A 20,072-nucleotide genomic window follows, 5' to 3' on the forward strand; every position below is an offset into this window, starting at 1 on the left:
AATTTAAAATCACTTCATTTTAAACTTTAAAACAGTCAAAGAATAAGGAGCTAAACTTGTACTTGCTTTTTCTTTTTTTAAATTAATTTCACTTTCTATCGGACTTATTTTTTGTGGAAATTCAAACGAATTTTCATCTGCTAATTTTTCACTTGTAAGTACCTGTGCAATTCCTTTAGACATTAACTTTTCCCCTTTTAAAGAAACCTCAATATTTTGAATATCAGCTGATGTATTTACCAATTTTAGAATTACTTCTTTTTTAATTATATCTTTTACTGCTGATGCATATAAATTTTCTTGTCCCACCAAAGGTTTTCCTTCTTTAGTTATAGATATTAAATCGGTTCCTTTGTTATTTGAAAATAATTTTTGCACATAATAATTGGCTGTTCCATACGATTCTAAATTATTAAACCAAATCATGTCCGGTGTCCATTGCCAGCCTTCTTCATGAGCCATTAAAGGCGCATACGAAGTTAAATGTACTACTTCAGCATTTCTTTCTAATCCGGTTATAAAAGCAGCTTCTGAAACTGCACAATCCCAATTATTTTTATTATCTGGGCTTGCAATTGCAACACTTTGAGCAGCATATTCGCCTGCAAATATTTTTGGCCCTTTTCTATCATAGTTATCATACCGCGTTGCATTGTCTCGAAACCATTTAGGATTTTTATAATAATGCTCATCAATAATTTCGGCATTTAATTTTTTAAGTTCTTTCATTCCATAATCAAAATAATCACCTTCTGGAAACGGACCGCTTCCTGATACGATTGTTATGTTTGGATATTTATCTTTAATTGCTTTTGAAAATACTTTATAACGTTCAATATATTGAGGGCCCCATTGCTCATTTCCAACTCCAATAAATTTTAAATTAAACGGTGCTGGATGCCCCATATCATTTCTTATTTTCCCCCAAGGAGTAGTAACAGCTCCGTTTGCAAATTCTATTAAATCTAAAGCATCCTGCACATAAGGATCTAAATTTTCCAAAGAAACTAATTCTCCTGTATTAAATTGACAAGCGATACCACAACTTAAAATTGGTAAAGGTGTTGCTCCTAAATCTTCAGAAAGTTGAAAATATTCAAAAAAACCCAATCCAAAACTTTGGAAATAATCTGGTGTTAATTTGTGTGCAAACTCTGTATTCCATCTATTTACTAAGATTTCCCTCTCTTCAATAGGTCCTACTGTTTTTTTCCATTGGTAACGTTTCGCTAGCGTTCTTCCTTCAACAATACATCCACCCGGAAAACGCAAAAAACCTGGTTTTAAATCATATAATAATTGTACTAAATCTTTACGTAATCCTTTTTTTCTTCCTTTCCAAGTATCTTGAGGAAATAAAGAAATCATATCTAAATCTAGTTGTCCCGCTCCTTGAAAAGTAACTTTTAATTGTGCTTTAGCTTCTGTTTTTGTTGCAATAAGTTCTGCTGAATAATTTTTCCAATCTGATGAGGTTGGAATAATACTCGTTTCTCCTAATACATTTCCTGCTTTATCAATAAACTGAATAGTAATTTTAGATATATTTCCTTGTAGTTTCTTTGCTTCTAAAAAAAGATTGTAGTGTGCTTCTTTTTTAATTCCCATTCCCCGAAATCCTTCATTTATCAATACATAACCTTTATCGTTTTTTACAGTAACTCTACAAAAATTATGATTGGTAACTGTTCCTCCATATTTAATTATATCTGCTATTCCAGACTCATTATTAAGTGAATGTTTATCACTATTTGGCTGAATCCATCCCATTAATGGAGCTTCAAACTCAAAAGAGCGGTTTTTAATCATTTCAGCATATAAACCACCGTCAGCAGCAAAATTGATATCTTCAAAAAAAACTCCAAACATTGTTGGTTGAATTTTAGTAATAGTATTTGCTATATCTACCTCTAATTTCTGTTGCCCGAAAGCAAAAAAGCCAGTTAGTAATACAACAACTGTGACTGTTTTATGAATACGTTTCATTTTTAATATATAATTAAGTTTTTATTATTTTTTTACATCAATCCAAACTTTCATTTTTCCAACTCCTCTGTTAGACCAAGTATAATAAGGAATGGCTTTTGATGTTTTATTTTGAATAACATTAATACCTCCTAAAAGACTATCCTCTTTTTTTACTTGAAAAAAATCAGCTTCACTTATTTTAATACTATCAAAAGTATTTTTGTTATCTATTTCTTCAAAAGCATAAACAATAGGGCCATACTCTAGAGCAACTTTTCCATTATCATCCTTAACTTTTTCATTTGACAAAACTTTTCTCACTTCCATTGGGAAATTTAAGGTGATTGTTTCTCCTTTTTTCCATCTTTTTGCAATTGTAATATATACTTCATTTTGTTGAACTTGCATTATTTCTCCATCAACTTTTACCTCAATTTTTTCTTCTGATTTATTTTCATAACTATACAAATCACTTGGCAACACCTCATTTCTGGTCCAACCGGGAATTCTTAACTTTAAAGTGAATTCAGATTCTTTTTCAGGATTAACTGTAATTGAAACGTAACCTTCCCAAGGATAATTGGTGGTTTGAGAAATAGCAATTGTATTATTTTCTAGAGCTATAGAAGCATTATTTGATGCGTAAAGATTCACATAAATAGTACTTTCTGCTTTTGAATATATCAATCCCGGAATTGAAGGAATAAAGCGAATTAAATTTGTAGGACAACATGAACAATCAAACCAATCTTTACGTGTACAAGCTCCTTGATTAAATTTATAAACACCATCTGATTCCAAAGCATTTGGGTAGAAAAATTTTGTTCCGTCTAAAGAGATTCCTGAAATCAATCCATTATACAAAGTGCGTTCTATCACATCAAAATATTTTGCATCTCCTGTTAAATCATGTAACCGATGATTCCAATATACATCACCAATAGCCGCACAAGTTTCATTATATGCTGTTAAATTTGGAAGTTCATAATTTTCACCAAAAGCTTCTCCTTCATGCTTAGCTCCAATTCCTCCAGTTATATACATTTTTTTCTCTACCATATTGTTCCACAACTTATTTACTGCATTTAAGTACAATGTGTCTTTTTCTATAGCAGCAATATCTGTCATAGCAGCATACATATATACTGCTCTAACTGCATGGCCCACAACTTCATCTTGCTGTATTACCGGAATATGATCTTGAGAATACGCTCCGTATAATTGGTGGTTTTTAGGATCTCCTCGATAATCCAAAAAGTATTTTGCTAACTTTAAATAAGCTTCATTAGCGGTTATTTGATACAGCTGTATTAATCCTGTTTCAATAATTTGGTGTCCGGGAACTGCGTGTATTTGATTTTCTCCATCTCCAAAAGTTTTCACCATCAAATCCGCATTTTTTAAAGCAATATCTAAAAAGTTTTTTTTACCGGTAGCTTTGTAATGTACTGCCGCAGCTTCATATAAATGACCTGCATTATACAACTCATGACTCATATTTAAATATTCCCATCTTTTTCCTTCAGTCACTTTAACCCAAGAAGCAGGCGGTTGTGTGGGATTAATAGTACGCCACGTTGTTAAATAGCCATCTTCTTCCTGACCAATTTTAACAATGTCAATTAAAGAATCCAATAATTTTTCTAGCGGTTTATTTGGAGCACTAATTAATGAATTGGATGCTCCTTCTATAATTTTATAGACATCAGAATCGTCAAAAGGCATATGCCCTTTTACAGTACCTTCCATTTTTTTACCAGCAATTAGAAAATTATCTAAACGTCCTTCTTCTTCACATTTTTGAATGGCATATTCAATAGTTTTATGTTGGACTTTTTTAATGATCGGCAACCAAAATTTGTCTGTAAGTTTTACATTTCTAATAGCTACAGGAGTAATTGCATATCCTGAAGTTTCATTTGTAGTTATATCTACCTCTTTAGGTTTTGGCTGACAACCTATGATAAATAATAACAGAAATAAATTATATATATAATATTTTTTCATGTTTATTAAAACTAATAAATTGATTTCATTTTAATTCAGTAATTATATATAATCCAGAAGCGTGAGCACCAATATTTTGGGTAAATGAATCTTTAAAGGTACCTATTTCATCACCACTCCACATATTTATTATTTTAACATTTTTGGCAAGTGATAAATCAGCTAAATTCACGGTTATCTCTAAGGATTTTTTTTCAGAAATATTAAACAAAGAAAGATATGTTTCACCAGTATTTTTATTTTTAGAAGTGATAGCTACTTTTCCTTCTTGTTGAAATAGTAAACGAACATCTGTACTCTCACTATGCATTTTTAGAACTTCTTTATTAGTAAGTAGCAATTGTGTAAAGGCATCATTACTCGGTAAATCTTCTCCAAAAAATAAAGGAGATTTAAAAATAGTAAACAACGTCATTAAGGTATATTGTTCTTCTTTTGTTAAACTACTCATGCGGTCAGCACCTCGCTCTCCTCTTATAGAAAGTCTTCCTAAAGGTATCATATCACAATCGGGCCAAGTACCTGCAGTATTATATGCATACCATTTTTTACTCACTTTAAAAAGATTTTGAATATGCCACCAACTATCCCAAACATCGTTTACCATACGCCACATATTTGCATTTTCACTAACATGGGTTGCAGAATTAATTGGTGTTGGACCGGGTGATGTACTTAATACAATGGGACGTCCACAATGGTCTATAGCTTTACGAATCAACTCAATTTCATCTTTGTGATAAATTGGAGCAGACAAATCATCTACTTTAATAAAATCGACTCCCCATTCCGCATATAATTCAAAAATAGAATTGTAATATGCTTGAGCGCCTTCTTTACCGGCGACAATTGTGTAGTTGTCTTTTAACCATTCACATTGATTTTCAGGGGAATATATTTGATCTGCAGTAATACCATTAGTTCCCTTAATAGGTAATTTATTTTCTACCGCAACTTTTGGTATGCCTCGCATCATATGTATTCCAAATTTCAACCCTTTTTGATGTATATATTTTGCCAATTCTGTAAAACCTTTTCCATCTTTAGCAGAAGGAAAACGATTTACAGCCGGTAAATAACGTCCATATTCATCTATTACATAACGGGGGTTTGTTTGGTTATAACCGCCTGCTTTATCATTTTCTACAAACCAACGGATGTCCACAACAATGTATTCCCATCCAAATTCTTTTAGATGTGTTGCCATATAATCGGCATTTGCTTTTACTTCATGTTCTTCAACCGTAGGACCATAACAGTCCCAACTGTTCCAACCCATTGGTGGTGTTTTAGCCCATGTTTTAAATTCACCTTTTTTAAAAGGTGCTTTTTCTTTTTTAGTTGTACAAGAGGTTAGTAGTATAATTATTACTAAAAATAGTATTGCTCTATTGGTTTTCATATCGTTTTTATTTTTGATTAAATTCTGATAATGCTCAATGAATTTGCAGAAACGTTATATGTAAATGAGAAAATAATGTGATTTCCTAAAATAAAAACAACTAAAAAAACCATTCTAAGAATTGGATTTTTATGAATCATAACTTTTAATTTTACAGTAAGTTTATCATAAACACTTAAAATCTTATTTGATGAACTTTTTAATAAAATAATTTAAGTGTTAAAATCACATTTACAAATATAAATAAAAACAATAAATGTCGGTAAAACATTTATTGTTTTTATTTACTTTTGAAAAAATTTACTATCAAAAAATATGCTGAATAACTATAATACTGAAGATAAAATTATTGCTGCTGTTGATTGTATTATTTTTGGGTTTGACCAAAAAGGCCTAAAAATTCTTTTAATTAAAAGAGATTTTGAACCCGAAAAAGGTAAATGGTCTTTAATAGGTGGTTTTTTAAAGAAAAGTGAAACTTTTGATAATGCAGCTATTAGAATTCTGAATCGTTTAACAGGTTTTATTAATATATACATGGAACAACTATACACTTTTAGTAAAGTTGACCGCGACCCCGTTGAAAGAACCATTTCTGTAGCTTACTATGCACTTATTAATATTGAAGAACATAATGAAGAGTTGATAGAAAAATATTCAGCAAAATGGTTTTATGTTTCTAAAATACCTCAACTAATTTTTGATCATAATGAAATGTTTGAACGTGCTATTAAAAGACTGCGCCGTAGAGCATCAACAAAACCTATTGGATTTGGACTTTTACCTGAAAAATTTACAATGCTTCAACTTCAAAAGTTATATGAAGCTATTTTAGATAAAAAACTTGATAAAAGAAATTTTATCAATAAAATTAATTCCCTTGATATTTTAATAAAGTTAGATGAAAAAGACATGAACTCTTCAAGAAAAGGGTCTTTTCTTTATAAATTTGACCAAAAAAAATATGAAAAAAAATTATTGGATGATTTTACTTTTAAATTGTAATTTATATCATATTTCTCACAAGCAAAAAATAACTTTTATCTATTAAAAAGTAAAAAAAGGAACATTAAATCCTATAACAAAAAATATATTCTATTTTTTTTCTATTAATTTTGACAACTGTTGTTTTAAAATAAGATTCTTACAATTTTAAATAATTCAGATAGCATAAAGATAAAACTCTATCTAACAAAAAAAGTCACTTGTTGTATCAAGTAGTATTTTTTTTCTAATTTTTTAAAAAACCAACGTAAAAGAAGTTTTAATAAAAGGTATTGAATGTACTTTTAAACTTCCTCCGTGAAGTTGCATTATTTGCTTAGATAAACTTAACCCAATTCCTGAACCATATGTTTTTGTGGTAAAAAATGGCACAAATATTTCATCAATGAGCTCATTTGAAATTCCAAAACCATTATCTTTAATTTTTATATATTTTTCTTTATCCTTAGTAATTCCACAATCAAATTCAACAACTCCATTTTCTTTTTCATATAAAGATTGAATTGCATTTTTTAATAAATTAATCAAAACCAGCGTTATTTGTTTTTCGTCGGCAAAAATTTCAAATTTTTCAGAAATATCAGTAATTTTAAATGTAACAGCATTAAATCCTTTTTCTTGACTCACTAAAATTTTTACTTTTTCTATTAACTTTTTAACATTAATAATTTTTTTATCAGGATGAGGAATATTCAGTAAACTTCTGTAAGATTGTACAAAACCCATTAAATCATTTCCTTGATTATGTATAACTTCTAATCCTTTAACCGTATTTTTTATATGATTTTCATTTATTTGACTTACTACTAAAGTTCCTTTTTCATTTTTATAAAAATTTAAAATGGATTCAGAAATAGAGGTTATTGGAGTAATTGTATTCATAATTTCATGTGTTAAAACCTTAATAAGTTTCTTCCACGAATCTGTTTCTTTTTCATCTAATTCAGTATTAATATCTTGAACAGTAATTAATTTTAAGTTGTTTTCATTTAAAACAACTTCAGTAGATTTTAGTAATAATTGTACGGTTTCTCTCTCATTCGTTAATTTAAATAGCCTTCGCTCAAATGGTTTTAATTCTGACAGCAAATAAAAAAGTTTTTCATCAACTTTTTCCAATTGCCTAATATGATTTAATTGAGTACAGTTAAATAATTTTTTTGCGGAAGGATTAGCATAAAGTATATGCCCTTTATCATTTAATGTTAGTATACCTATTTTTGCTTGTTTTAAAATTTCCTGATAGTAATTTTCTTGCTCTCGGTTTTTTATTTGAGTCTCTCTAATTAAATTGTTTACATTATTTAAACTTTTATGTAACTGTTTTAACGATTTTGGATTTCCTTTTTCTGGAAATCTTACGGTAAAATCTTCATTTCTTAAAGAGTCTAAAAAATAAGCAATTTTTACGTTTGTTTTATTCAAATATTTAATAAGAAATACAACTTGAACAATGAGTAATATCAATGAAGCTATTGCAAAATAATAGTGATTTTTAAGCCAAGTAAATGCAAACAAAAAAGCCAAAATACTAATAAGCACTATTCTTAGTATCAATTGAAAATAATAGTTTTTACTTGCCATTTTAAATCATTTTATTTTTTCATTTTATTATACAATGTTTGCCTTGTTATACCCAATTCATTAGCAGCAGCAGTATAATTACCATTGTGTTTATTCAAAGCATTTTCAATCATCATCTCTTCCATTTCCTCAAGTTTCATATTTTCAAACTGATTTGGAATATTAGAAGCGGCAGTGTTCAATATAAAATCATCAGGTCTTAGTATTTTTTCTTCACATAAAATTACAGCACGTTCTATGGTATGTTGTAATTCTCTTATATTACCGGGCCAACGATACGTTTTTAACTTCTCTTTTGCATTATTGTTGATTTGTAATCCCGATTTTCCATATTTTAAGGCAAATTTATTTAGAAAAAACTCTGCTAAAGTTAAAACATCATCTTCCCTATCACGTAAATTAGGCACTTCAATATGTATAGTATTAATTCGGTAAAGTAAATCTTCACGAAATAAGCCGTCAGAAACCATTTGATTTAAACTACAATTAGTAGCGCAAAGTAATCTGATATTTACAGGAATTGTTTTGTTAGAACCTACTCTTACAATTTCTTTATTTTGAATTACTGAAAGTAGTTTTGCTTGCATTTGCAATGATAAATTACCAATTTCATCCAAAAAAAGTGTGCCTCCATTTGCAGCTTCAAACTTCCCTACTCTATCTTCTTTTGCGTCTGTAAAAGAGCCTTTTATATGACCAAAAAGCTCACTTTCAAAAAGCGTTTCGGATATAGAACCCATATCAACACTTATAAAAACTTCATTTTTACGTTCTGATAATTGATGTAATTCTTGTGCTATTAATTCTTTACCCGTTCCATTTTCACCGGTTATTAATACATTCACATTGGTTTTAGCTACTTTTCTTGTTAATTTAAGTACCTGTTCTAATGCTTTAGAATTACCAATTATTAAATTTTTCTTTTGATTGATAAGCTGCTTAAGATTATTCTCCTTTTGTTTTAACTGATTGATTTCTGCTTTTGACTTTCGTAATGAATACGCTGATTTTATGGTAAGTAATAATTTTTCGTTATTCCACGGTTTTAAAATAAAATCATCAGCACCTTCTTTTAAAGCTTTTACTGCAAGATCAACACCTCCATAGGCAGTCATTGTAATTATAGAAGTATTTGGAGCCTTCTTTTTAATTTCTTTCAACCAAAATAAACCTTCATTACCGGAATTTACTCCGGCAGAAAAATTCATATCAAGTAAAATAATATCAATATCCTTTAAATTAGGGTATGAAGAAATTTGATTTGGATTACTTATGGTATCTACACTTTTATAGGTAAATTGAAGTAAAATTTCTAAGGCACTTAATACACTTTTGCTATCATCAATTATTAAGATACTACAATCTATCATTACAAAATTTTATTTAAAATATAAAGCTACTAATTCAATTTCTTCTTATAAAGAAACTGTAAAATATTTTTACAGTTATTGTTAATTATTTTTACAAAACAGATAAACAACACATTGAAATTTAGAACTAAAAAACTATAAATCAGTAATTTAAAATTATGGCACAAGATTAGTAACCACTATATTATAATTTGAATAAATGGATAAATTTTTAAAAAAGTTGATTGTGTTATTTTTATTTATAACTACTGTTGCTTACGGACAGGAAAGTTGGTCGTTAAATGAATGTATAACTTATGCTTTAGAACATAATTTAAAACTAAATGATTTAAATTACACTATTAAATCCAATCAAGAAAAATACAAACAATCTTATAGAGAACTACTTCCAAATATCTCAGCTAATTCAAGTTACAGTATTTTATATGGACGTTCTGTAGATCCAAATACAAATGAAATTGTTAGTTCAGATTTTTTTTCTAATAATTATTCAATAGATGCAAGTATTTCTATTTTTAAAGGTTTTCAAAAATTAAATTCCATTGCTTCTGCTAAATTTTTGTATAAAGCTGTAAAAGAAGAACGTTTACAAGAAAAATATTTATTGGCATTTAGTATAATGACGGCTTTTTATGATGTGAAATTTTATGAAGAGCAATTACAAATTGCTTTAGAACAATTACATATTTCTTCATTAAATTTAAATTTGGTAAAAAAACAAATTGAGCTGGGTTTAAAAGCCGGATCTGATCTTTATGAGGCTGAGTCTGTTTTAACTAACGACGAATTATCCGTAATACAAAGTAAAAATAATTTGAATGCAGCACTCCTAAAATTAAAGCAAGAAATGAATTTGAATGCTATTGAAGATATTAAAATAAACACGTTAGATGAAACTACTTTTTTAAATGAATCTGATTTTAATACCATAAATTCCGATTCTGTATATCAAAAAGCACTCACTTTTATTCCAAGTATTAAAGCACAAGAATTTAAAACGGATGCTGCCAAAAAAGATATTTCAATTGCCAAAAGTAACTTGTACCCTTCACTTTCATTTTCTGCAGGTTACGGAACCGGTTATTACGAAACCAATATAAATGAAATAGGTAAAGTAATTCCGTTTAACACGCAAATAAAAGACAATGCTTCTCAATATATCGGTTTTTATTTAACAATTCCTATTAGTGAACGCTGGAGCAATCGTTCACAAATTAAACAACAAAAAATTGCATTGTTACAAGCTAAAAATAATTTAAATATTCAAAAACAAGAACTCCATCAATTAATACAAGAATTAGTTCAAAATTATGAAGCCTCAAAAATGGAATACAATCAAACTAAAAAAAGTGAAGAATCACATCAGCTTTCATTTAAAATAGCACAAAAAAAGTATGATAAAGGAATGATAAGTCTTTTAGAATTATATCAGGCTAAAAATTTATATGCCAATTCTCAAAATAAAAATTTACAGGCAAAATTAAAAATGAAAGTACAGAAAAAAACATTAGATTTTTACAATGGTTTACCTGTTTTTAATATAAATAATGCAAACTAAAACCTTATAATGGATATACAATTAGAAAAGAAAAAAGGGTTACAACCAAAACACTATGGGTATTTAGCTATAGGAATTTTATTACTGTTTTTAGGTTGGAAAATAGTTTTTGGCAATTCTGTTTCTACCTACAGAACAGAAAAAGAAAAACTATCCATAAATGAAGTTTTTGAAGGTAAATTTGATGACTATATAAGTATAAATGGTAATGTTGCGCCAATTACCACTATTTATATGGATGCTTATGAAGGTGGGCGTGTTACTGAAAAATTAATTGAAGAAGGTTCAACAGTAAAAAAAGGTGATATCATTCTTAAATTAGAAAATCAAGCTTTATATGAACAGATTTTAGCCAGTGAAAGTAATTTAGCTTTAAAACAAAACGACTTACGTTCAACAAAACTAACGTTTGATTCACGCCAAGTTGATGGTAAAAAATCGTTAGCAACCGCTGAATACGAATTGCAACGTTTCAAAAGAAATTTTGAGCAAAATGAGGCTTTATTTAATGATGAACTCATTTCAAAAGAGGATTATTTAAAATCAAAAGAAGATTATGAGCTGTCTCAAAAACAGTATAAAATTGTAAAACTGCAAACCGAACAAGATGATGCTTTACGTAAAACTTCTCTGGCAGGATTAGATACCGATTTAGAACGTATGAAAAAAACGTTAACTATGGTGTACCAACGTTTAGATCATTTAAATGTTAAAGCGCCTGCAGATGGTCAATTAGGTTTTTTAGATGCAGAAATAGGACAAAATATTGCACAAGGACAGCGAATTGGGCAAATAAATGTGTTAACTGATTATAAAATTGAAGCAACCATTGATGAACATTATATTGACCGTGTACAACGAAATTTAACAGCTATTTTAGAACGAAATGGGAAAGAATATACGTTACGTTTGCGAAAAGTGTATCCTGAAGTTCGCAATGGAAGTTTTAAAGTTGATTTAGTTTTTACCGCTGAAAAACCTACAACTATTAGAACAGGACAAAGCTATACCATTAAATTACAGTTAGGAGAATCATCTGATGCATTACTTTTACCTAAAGGAGGCTTTTTTCAAAGTACCGGAGGGCAATGGGTTTTTGTAGTTAACAGTAATGAAAAAGAGGCTCTAAAAAGATCCATACGTATAGGAAAACAAAATTCAAGGTTTTATGAAGTATTAGAAGGCTTAGAACCCGGTGAAAAAATAATCACCAGCAATTATGATAACTTTGGTAACGCAGAAAGAATAGTATTAAAATAAACAAGTAAAAACATTAAAAATGATACAAATACAAAACCTAAAAAAGAGTTTTAAAACAGAAGAAGTAGAAACTCTTGCTTTAAACAATGTAAACTTAAATGTAACCGAAGGTGAATTTGTTGCTATTATGGGACCTTCAGGTTGCGGAAAATCAACACTCCTAAATATTATAGGAATGTTAGACAATCCTAACAATGGCAGTTACAAATTTGCTAATAATGAAGTGAGTGGTCTAAAAGAAAGTCAGCGTACTCAACTTAGAAAAGGAAATATTGGTTTTGTATTTCAAAGCTTTAACCTGATTGATGAATTAACTGTTTTTGAAAATGTTGAATTACCTTTAATCTATCTTAAAATGAATAAGAGTGAGCGAAGAGAAAAAGTAACCAGCGTGTTGGAACGAATGAAAATTGGTCACAGAAAAAAACATTTCCCTCATCAACTTTCCGGAGGACAACAGCAACGTGTGGCAATTGCCAGAGCCGTAGTTACAAACCCTAAATTAATATTGGCCGATGAGCCAACCGGAAATCTCGATTCAAAAAACGGTATTGAAGTAATGAATCTTTTAACTGAACTCAATCAAGAAGGAACTACCATAGTAATGGTAACTCACTCTGACAGAGACTCTCAATATGCACACAGAATTGTAAACTTATTTGACGGACAAATAGTTACTGAAAGTAAGAATAAAGTATTAACGAATTCGTAATATTATTTTGAGAGAAACTAAGTAAAATAGAAAAATATCACATCTTTTTGATATTCCTCTACTTCAGCCTTAAATGTCAATAATACTATATCAGTAGATAATAAAAATAAAAAATTATGATACAAAATTATTTTAAAATCATATTTCGGAGTTTATTAAAAAACAAAGGCTATAGTATACTCAATATTTTTGGGCTTGCCATTGGTATAACCTGCGCTGCTTTTATTTTTTTATGGGTGGAAGATGAAGTAAATTTTAATAGTATATATGCAAACAAAGACTATATTTATAAGGTATATACCAATCAGGAATACAACGGTGAAATTTTTACGTTCGATGCAACTCCGGGACTTTTAGCTCCAACATTAAAAGAAGAAATACCAGGTATACACTATTCAAGTCGCTTTAACGAAGAAAGAAAATTGGTTGCTTTTGAAGACAAATCAATCTATAAATACGGAGCTTATGTTGATGATGATTTTTTTAAAATGTTTGATATTCACTTTATTGAAGGAAATCTTAAAAATGTATTGAGCAACATAAACGGTATTGTAATTGATCAAAAAACAGCAAAAGATTTTTTTGGTTCTGACAAAAATATTGTTGGAAAAACTCTAAAATTTGATAACACTACAAATCATATAATTACCGGTGTGATTGCCAATTTACCCAATAATGTAACATTAAAATACAATTGGCTAGCTTCTTTTAAAGCATACGAGTTTGGTAAAGAATATTTAAAATACTGGGGAAATAATTCTACCAGCACTATTGTACAATTACAAAGCAATGCAAATGCAACTATTGTAAATGAGGCTGTCAAAAAAATAATTCCTTCTAAAACCGACAACGATGGCAAAATTTATGGCATATTACACAGTATGAATGACTGGCGTTTGTACAGTTCGTTTAAAGAAGGTGTAAAACAAGACGGCAGAATTGTTTATGTTCGCTTATTCAGCATTATTGCAATAATAATATTACTTATTGCTAGTATCAATTATATGAACCTAACAACTGCACAAAGTGAAAAACGTGCTAAAGAAGTGGGGGTTCGTAAAGTACTGGGTTCTAAAAGAAAAAGTTTAATTTTTCAATTCTTTTCAGAGGCATTTATCATCACTTGTATTGCTGTTGCTCTAAGTGTTCTATTTGTCTATTTTTTATTACCTCAATTTAATTCAATTATAAATAAGGAATTAACAATAGATCTACTAAAGCCTTCACATAATTTAGCAATTTTGATAATCATTCTAGTGTGCAGTTTATTATCGGGCTTTTATCCGGCACTGTATTTATCTTCATTCAGACCTGTAAATATTTTAAAAGGATTAAAGAGCAAAAAAGGTAGCTCAAAGTTTATAAGAAACGGGTTGGTAATCACTCAATTTACTGCATCAATCATACTCATTATCAGCACTGTAATTATCTATCAACAAATAGCATATGTAAAAAACAGAGACTTAGGCTTTAATAAATCAAATTTAATAGCAATTAAAATACAAGGCGATCTTGCACAAAATATGGATGCTGTTAAACAAGAAATATTAAACACAGGCCTTATTGAAAATGTAGGTGTAAATAGTTACAATATTTTACACGGAGGTTATAATGGATCTGGTTATAGCTGGAAAGGAAAAGAGGATGGTTTTGACCCACTTATTTCTTTTAGATGGATTGATAATAACTTCCTCCCTACTGTTGGAATTAATATAATAGAAGGTAGAAATTTTTATAAGAATCCAGAGGCAGATAAAAACAAAGTGATTATTACACAAACATTCGCTGAAATGATTAATAATGAAAACATTATAGGAAGTATAATACGAAATGAAAACAGAGAATATGAAGTGATAGGAGTTGTAAACGACTTTCAATATGGAAGTATGTACAGAAAAAGCGGTCCGGTGATGTTTTTTAATGCTCCCGAAAACGCACAATTAATTTATACCAAAATAAAGGAAAACACTCCTGTTACTAAAGCTATTGATAAACTGTCTGCAATTATAAAAAGTAACAATCCTGCATTTCCATTTGAATATAATTTTGTCGAAGATACTTTTAACAATAAATTCAGCAATGAAATGCTGGTAAAAAAATTATCACAGCTGTTTGCCATATTAGCGATACTTATTTCTTGTTTTGGGCTATTTGGGTTAACAGCCTATACTGCTGAACAACGCAGTAAGGAAATTGGAGTGCGTAAAGTATTAGGGGCAAGTGTTTCAAATATTATCAATTTGTTGTCTAAAGACTTTTTAAAACTTGTATTTTTTGCTATTGTTATAGCCGTTCCATTAGCTTGGTATTATATGGCAAACTGGCTTGAAAATTATGCTTACAGGATAGATATTAGTTGGTGGATGTTTGCTGTTGCAATAATTTCAGCAATTGGAATTGCGATTGTAACCGTTAGCCTTCAATCAGTAAAAATTGCGATACAAAATCCAATTAAAAGTATAAAAACAGAATAGTAATGCTAAAAAGCCATATTAAAATAGCCTGGAGAAATCTAAAATCAAATAAATTATATGCTATAATTAACATTTTTGGGCTATCCATAAGTTTTGCAGTTGTTGTGCTACTGTTTATGTTTATTATGTACGAGCGTAATTTTGATGCTGTTCATACCAATAAAGACAATGTATACAGAGTGTTATTACATACTGACGGGGAAACCAGTAAAGAAACTTGGGCTAATGTTCCTGCAATTGTAGCTCCAACCATAAAACAAGAAATACCAGGTATTATTGAATCTGCGAGAATATTAAAACATAATTTTGGAGATACCGCTTCTATTAATGTAAATAATTTAAACTTCACAGAAAACTATTTATATTGGTGTGATAATGAGCTATTTAATATCTTTACTTTTGAATTTATAAAAGGTCAATTTCAAAACCCATTAACAAAACCTAATACCGTTGTCCTTTCAGAAAGTATTGCAAAAAAATATTTTGGAGATGATAATCCTATAGGGCAAACCATTACCGTAGACAATTATAAAAAACTGGAAGTTACAGCAATTTATAAAAACCTCCCTAAAAATAACACATTAGATTGTGAACTTATTGCTTCTTTTACTTCAACAAGTTTTGCGAAAGAAAAAGTATGGAGCAATGCAAGTTTTGAAACGTATTGTTTATTTAATCAAAAGGTAAATATAGAACAAGCTAATAATCAACTAGCTGCAATTTTAAATAAAAATATTCCTAAAATAGATCAATGGTTTTATTTATCATTTCAGCCCTTTAACAAAGTTCATTTGTATTCTGCACATATTTTAGATACATATACTTCAAGAATTGGTGACATTAAAGAAGTTAGAAATCTATCTTTATTAGCTATATTAATTCTGGTAATAGCTTGTATTAATTATGTAAACCTTGTAACTGCCAGATCACAAAAAAGAAATAAAGATGTAGGTATAAATAAAACCTTAGGAGCTACTTCAAAAAATATGAGAATACGTTTCTTTATTGAAACGGCTATAATTGTATTTATTGCTTTAGCTACCGGGTTGGTACTTGCCATACTAACTATACCTTTATTTAATCAATTTGTTGAGCAAAATTTAGATATTTCAATTTTACACAATTTTAAATTTATTATAGGATTAATCACTGTTTTTATTGTAACAACATTATTTTCAGGAACATACCCTGCCTTGTATTTATCTAAATTTTCGCCCAAAGCTATTTTTAATCCTTCAACCAATCAAAGTAAAACAACAGTTTTTATTCGAAAAGGATTGGCAATATTTCAGTTCGCAGCATCTGTTATATTAATTATAAGTTCATTGGTTATTTATAAACAACTTAATTATATTCAAAATAAAAAATTAGGATTTAATCCGGAAGGTGTTGTTGCAATTTCTATAGCGGCAATTCAAAAAAATGATAAAAAAGAAACATTATTGAATGAATTCAAACAACTGAATGCTGTTGTATCAGTAGCTAAAGCTCAAGGTTTTCCGGGGAAAAGTGTAAGTGGTCGAACTTTGTCAAAGGATGAAAGTTCTGCTGAAGGTAGCTATATCCAAACAAATGCTGCCGATGAATCCATTGTAGATGTATTAAAATTGAAGATGTTAGCCGGAAGAATGCCCAATAGTAAAGTTAAAAATGATTCAATTATAGAAGTTGTTTTAAACAAAAAAGGAATCGATTATTTAGGTTATTCTCCTGAAGAATCTATTGGCAAAAGAGTTTATACTCAAGTTGGAAATAACTCTTATATTGTAGGTGTTGTAGATAATTTTAATTTCTCTTCGCTTAGAGTTCCAATTGGCGCTTACGCTTTTCATAACACCCCATATAGAGAATCTAAGGATTTTTTATTAGTTCGTTATAAAACTAAAAACTTATCTAAATTAATAAATCTATTTGAGCGTACCTTTAATAATACAATTCCCGATGTAGCTTTTGATTATGTTTTTTTGGATAAAACAGTGCAACAATTATACCATCAGGAGTACAAAGTTGCAAGAATTATTATCTTCTTTTGTGGATTAGCTATCTTTTTATGCTGCTTAGGTCTATTTGCATTAGTTTCATATATGACAGAACAACGAACAAAAGAAATTGGTATACGAAAAGTATTAGGAGCCACTTTAGTTGAATTAAACATATTATTATGTAAGGATTTTATCCTCTTGACTTTCATAGGGTTTTTAATTGCTACACCTATTGCTTGGTTTGGGTTAAATAGCTGGCTAAATGGATTTGCTTATAAAACTTCTTTAAGTTGGTGGTTATTTGTTTTAAGCGGTTTGGTAATGTTGTTTATAACACTAATTGTTGTTAGCTTTAGAACAATTGCCACTGCTAAGTCAAATCCTGCTAATAGTTTACAGACAGAATAAAAATTAAAAAATTAATCCTAATGATATTCTTTAAAACCTATTTCAGGCATCTTTTAAAAAATAAATTATATACAACTGTAACAATATTAGGGTTTGCTATTTCATTAACATTTATTTTACTACTGAGTGTTTATATTAAAAATGAATTGTCTGTAGACAATTTTCAGATTAACAAAGATAGAATTTACCGTATAGAAAGTGAAAATGCACCTGATTTCTCAGGTCCTATAGCTGTAGATCTAAAAAATGCTTATCCAGACATTGAAGATTTTACCAGAGTTTATAATCAGGAAGGAATTATTACAACTTTATCAGACCAAAAATTTAAACTAAATTATCTGGCTGTTGATGCTAGTTTTTTTAACATTTTCTCATACCCTTTAATTTCAGGAACTGCTTCTGAAGTTTTAAAAACAAAGAATAGTATTGTATTATCAGAGTCTTATGCTCGTAAGTTATTTGGATTACTATCTCCAATAGGTAAAAAAGTAGCCATAAATGACAATAATACATTTATTGTAACAGGAATTATAAAGGATTTCCCTGAAAATACAATTTTTAAAAACCCAAATGCCTTAATAAATATTAAAGCAATGGCTGATATTACAGGGTTTAAAGAATTTCTTACAGAATATGGGTTTTGCTCTATGAACATTTACTTTCTGGAAAAAGAGAATGGCAACCTAATTTCTAAAACCCCTCAAATACTGGAAAATTTTAAAAAAGATTTTTGGCTTTACAAAGAGGGTTATGCAAAATCTTTAGTATTTACACCTTTAAAAGAAGTTTATTTTAGTTCTAAATTAGGTGATGGAGTAAAAAGCAATAATAAAACCCTTATTATGGTACTATCAATAATTGTACTACTTATCTTATTCCTTGCTGTAGGCAATTATGTAAATTTAACAGTAGCTCAAGCTACTTTTAGAAGTAAAGAAGTCGCTATTAAAAAACTTGTAGGAAGTACTAGAAATAAAATATTTATTCAATTTATTAAAGAATCTTTACTATTATGTTTTATTGCTGTTCTTATAGCGATACTTTTTACCAAATTGGCTGAACCTGTCTTTAATTCGTTATTAAACACCAAATTAAACTTAAACAACAATATAACCTTTATTAATGTTATTTTACTAATCGTTTTTTTTAGTATTATTGGTATAGTATCAGGTATTCTTCCTGCATTAAAAATATCTAGTTTTAAACCCATAGAAGTTGTAAAAGGTACTTTTCGTAAAAAATCTAAAGGTGTATATGGCAATATTTTTATTACATTTCAATATACAGTTACAATAGCTCTTTTAGCTTGTAGTTGGATTATTCTAAAACAAACTCATTTTTTGCAAAATTATGATGTAGGTTTTAATAAAAGTAACATTATTCTAATGCCGTATTTAAGTGATTCGGATAAAAAAACTACTATAAAAAATGCTTTAGAACAAGTTCCTGGAGTTCAAGAAGTATCTTTTACTTGGGGAAGTCCTTTAGATGGAGGCAGTAATCAGTCTTTTGAATATAATGGACAACATTTGAGTTTTCAGGAATTTAGAGTAGATTCTTCATTCTTTAATTTACTTGGTTTAAAAATAAACCCCACAGAAGTAGCGTATTCAAAAGAAGGAATATATCTAAATAAAACTGCATTAAAAATATTAGGATTAGATCCAACTCAAACAGCATTTCAAATAAACGATAAAAAACTTCCTGTTTTAGGAATTGTTGATGATTTCAATTTTAATGACTTAAGTAAATACATTGGTCCTTTAATGATTCACCAACAACTTGAAGACTCTTACGCAACTAATATTTTTATTAAAATTAATAACGAAAATCGTAGTGAGACTTTACAAAAAATCAAATCTACTTATACATCTTTAATTGATAATATTCCTTTTGAAATTTCTTTTGTCGACAAAATCATTAATAAATGGTATTTAAAAGAAGAAAAAACAGGAAAAATAATAGGGTATTTTACAGTTTTATCATTAATTATTTCATTTTTAGGTTTATTGGCTATATCAACTTTTTATATGCAACAAAGAAGAAAAGAGATAAGTATTAGAAAAGTTAATGGAGCAAAAACAATACAAATTCTCTCTCTTTTAAATAAAAACTTTTTAAAATGGATTGGTATTGCTTTTATAATAGCTGTTCCTATATCTTGGAGTTTAATGAGCAGATGGCTCGAGAACTTTGCTTATAAAATTACGCTTAATTGGCAAATTTTTGTTTTGGCAGGTTTATTAACTTTTCTTATTGCCCTACTTACAGTAAGTTGGCAAAGTTTTAGATTTACAACAAAAAAAACTATAGATTATTTAAGAGACGAATAAACAATATAA

12 protein-coding genes are annotated in these 20,072 nt (G+C 28.9%); 7 read left to right on the plus strand and 5 right to left on the minus strand.

Annotation, left to right across the window (positions count from 1 at the left end; translation table 11 throughout):
• Positions 1 to 9: 9 nt before the first annotated feature.
• The 3 genes from HGB55_RS01680 to HGB55_RS01690 are packed head-to-tail and all read right to left on the minus strand — an operon-like array spanning position 10 to position 5,377.
• Entirely contained in the window at positions 10 to 1,986 is a 1,977-nt protein-coding gene (locus HGB55_RS01680) for an alpha-L-arabinofuranosidase C-terminal domain-containing protein (RefSeq protein ID WP_168814042.1), read from the minus strand.
• A 24-nt stretch (positions 1,987 to 2,010) separates the two neighbouring features.
• The gene (locus tag HGB55_RS01685; RefSeq protein ID WP_168814044.1) at positions 2,011 to 3,975 is read right to left on the minus strand and encodes a glycoside hydrolase family 127 protein; all 1,965 of its coding nucleotides are present in this window, start codon (positions 3,973 to 3,975) and stop codon (positions 2,011 to 2,013) included.
• Between the two features lie 25 nt (positions 3,976 to 4,000).
• Complete coding sequence (locus HGB55_RS01690; RefSeq protein ID WP_168814046.1) at positions 4,001 to 5,377, minus strand: glycoside hydrolase family 27 protein; 1,377 nt, start codon at positions 5,375 to 5,377, stop codon at positions 4,001 to 4,003.
• Between the two features lie 315 nt (positions 5,378 to 5,692).
• Here HGB55_RS01690 and HGB55_RS01695 point away from each other — a divergent pair, with 315 nt between their 5' ends.
• Positions 5,693 to 6,382, plus strand: coding sequence for an NUDIX domain-containing protein (locus HGB55_RS01695; protein ID WP_168814048.1), 690 nt, complete (start codon positions 5,693 to 5,695; stop codon positions 6,380 to 6,382).
• A gap of 234 nt (positions 6,383 to 6,616) precedes the next feature.
• Here HGB55_RS01695 and HGB55_RS01700 read toward each other — a convergent pair whose 3' ends face one another.
• Positions 6,617 to 7,966 (minus strand): PAS domain-containing sensor histidine kinase, encoded by a 1,350-nt coding sequence (locus HGB55_RS01700; RefSeq protein ID WP_168814050.1) that lies wholly within the window; start codon positions 7,964 to 7,966, stop codon positions 6,617 to 6,619.
• An 11-nt stretch (positions 7,967 to 7,977) separates the two neighbouring features.
• Positions 7,978 to 9,336, minus strand: coding sequence for a sigma-54 dependent transcriptional regulator (locus tag HGB55_RS01705; protein WP_168814052.1), 1,359 nt, complete (start codon positions 9,334 to 9,336; stop codon positions 7,978 to 7,980).
• A gap of 199 nt (positions 9,337 to 9,535) precedes the next feature.
• Here HGB55_RS01705 and HGB55_RS01710 point away from each other — a divergent pair, with 199 nt between their 5' ends.
• The 6 genes from HGB55_RS01710 to HGB55_RS01735 all read left to right on the plus strand — a co-directional run bounded on the left by HGB55_RS01710 (position 9,536) and on the right by HGB55_RS01735 (position 20,063).
• The gene (locus tag HGB55_RS01710; RefSeq protein WP_168814054.1) at positions 9,536 to 10,894 is read left to right on the plus strand and encodes a TolC family protein; all 1,359 of its coding nucleotides are present in this window, start codon (positions 9,536 to 9,538) and stop codon (positions 10,892 to 10,894) included.
• Positions 10,895 to 10,903: 9 nt separating this feature from the next.
• A complete protein-coding gene (locus HGB55_RS01715; RefSeq protein ID WP_168814056.1) occupies positions 10,904 to 12,154 on the plus strand; it encodes an efflux RND transporter periplasmic adaptor subunit in 1,251 nt (416 codons plus the stop codon).
• Between the two features lie 19 nt (positions 12,155 to 12,173).
• A complete protein-coding gene (locus HGB55_RS01720) occupies positions 12,174 to 12,866 on the plus strand; it encodes an ABC transporter ATP-binding protein (protein ID WP_168814058.1) in 693 nt (230 codons plus the stop codon).
• Between the two features lie 116 nt (positions 12,867 to 12,982).
• Positions 12,983 to 15,340 carry an ABC transporter permease gene (locus HGB55_RS01725; RefSeq protein ID WP_168814059.1) on the plus strand — a complete coding sequence of 786 codons (2,358 nt, stop codon included), beginning with the start codon at positions 12,983 to 12,985 and terminating at the stop codon, positions 15,338 to 15,340.
• A 2-nt stretch (positions 15,341 to 15,342) separates the two neighbouring features.
• Positions 15,343 to 17,730 carry an ABC transporter permease gene (locus HGB55_RS01730; protein WP_168814060.1) on the plus strand — a complete coding sequence of 796 codons (2,388 nt, stop codon included), beginning with the start codon at positions 15,343 to 15,345 and terminating at the stop codon, positions 17,728 to 17,730.
• A 20-nt stretch (positions 17,731 to 17,750) separates the two neighbouring features.
• Positions 17,751 to 20,063, plus strand: coding sequence for an ABC transporter permease (locus HGB55_RS01735; RefSeq protein ID WP_168814061.1), 2,313 nt, complete (start codon positions 17,751 to 17,753; stop codon positions 20,061 to 20,063).
• The last annotated feature ends 9 nt before the right edge of the window (positions 20,064 to 20,072 follow it).

Origin of the sequence: Lutibacter sp. B1 (assembly GCF_012524075.1) — a bacterium.
Taxonomy (GTDB): domain Bacteria; phylum Bacteroidota; class Bacteroidia; order Flavobacteriales; family Flavobacteriaceae; genus Lutibacter.

Excerpts from the sequence above, each read along its gene's own strand:
- HGB55_RS01680 (WP_168814042.1), bottom strand. The coding sequence starts at position 1,986 with ATGAAACGTATTCATAAAACAGTCACAGTTGTTGTATTACTAACTGGC.
- HGB55_RS01685 (WP_168814044.1), bottom strand. The coding sequence starts at position 3,975 with ATGAAAAAATATTATATATATAATTTATTTCTGTTATTATTTATCATA.
- HGB55_RS01690 (WP_168814046.1), bottom strand. The coding sequence starts at position 5,377 with ATGAAAACCAATAGAGCAATACTATTTTTAGTAATAATTATACTACTA.
- HGB55_RS01695 (WP_168814048.1), top strand. The coding sequence starts at position 5,693 with ATGCTGAATAACTATAATACTGAAGATAAAATTATTGCTGCTGTTGAT.
- HGB55_RS01700 (WP_168814050.1), bottom strand. The coding sequence starts at position 7,966 with ATGGCAAGTAAAAACTATTATTTTCAATTGATACTAAGAATAGTGCTT.
- HGB55_RS01705 (WP_168814052.1), bottom strand. The coding sequence starts at position 9,336 with ATGATAGATTGTAGTATCTTAATAATTGATGATAGCAAAAGTGTATTA.
- HGB55_RS01710 (WP_168814054.1), top strand. The coding sequence starts at position 9,536 with ATGGATAAATTTTTAAAAAAGTTGATTGTGTTATTTTTATTTATAACT.
- HGB55_RS01715 (WP_168814056.1), top strand. The coding sequence starts at position 10,904 with ATGGATATACAATTAGAAAAGAAAAAAGGGTTACAACCAAAACACTAT.
- HGB55_RS01720 (WP_168814058.1), top strand. The coding sequence starts at position 12,174 with ATGATACAAATACAAAACCTAAAAAAGAGTTTTAAAACAGAAGAAGTA.
- HGB55_RS01725 (WP_168814059.1), top strand. The coding sequence starts at position 12,983 with ATGATACAAAATTATTTTAAAATCATATTTCGGAGTTTATTAAAAAAC.
- HGB55_RS01730 (WP_168814060.1), top strand. The coding sequence starts at position 15,343 with ATGCTAAAAAGCCATATTAAAATAGCCTGGAGAAATCTAAAATCAAAT.
- HGB55_RS01735 (WP_168814061.1), top strand. The coding sequence starts at position 17,751 with ATGATATTCTTTAAAACCTATTTCAGGCATCTTTTAAAAAATAAATTA.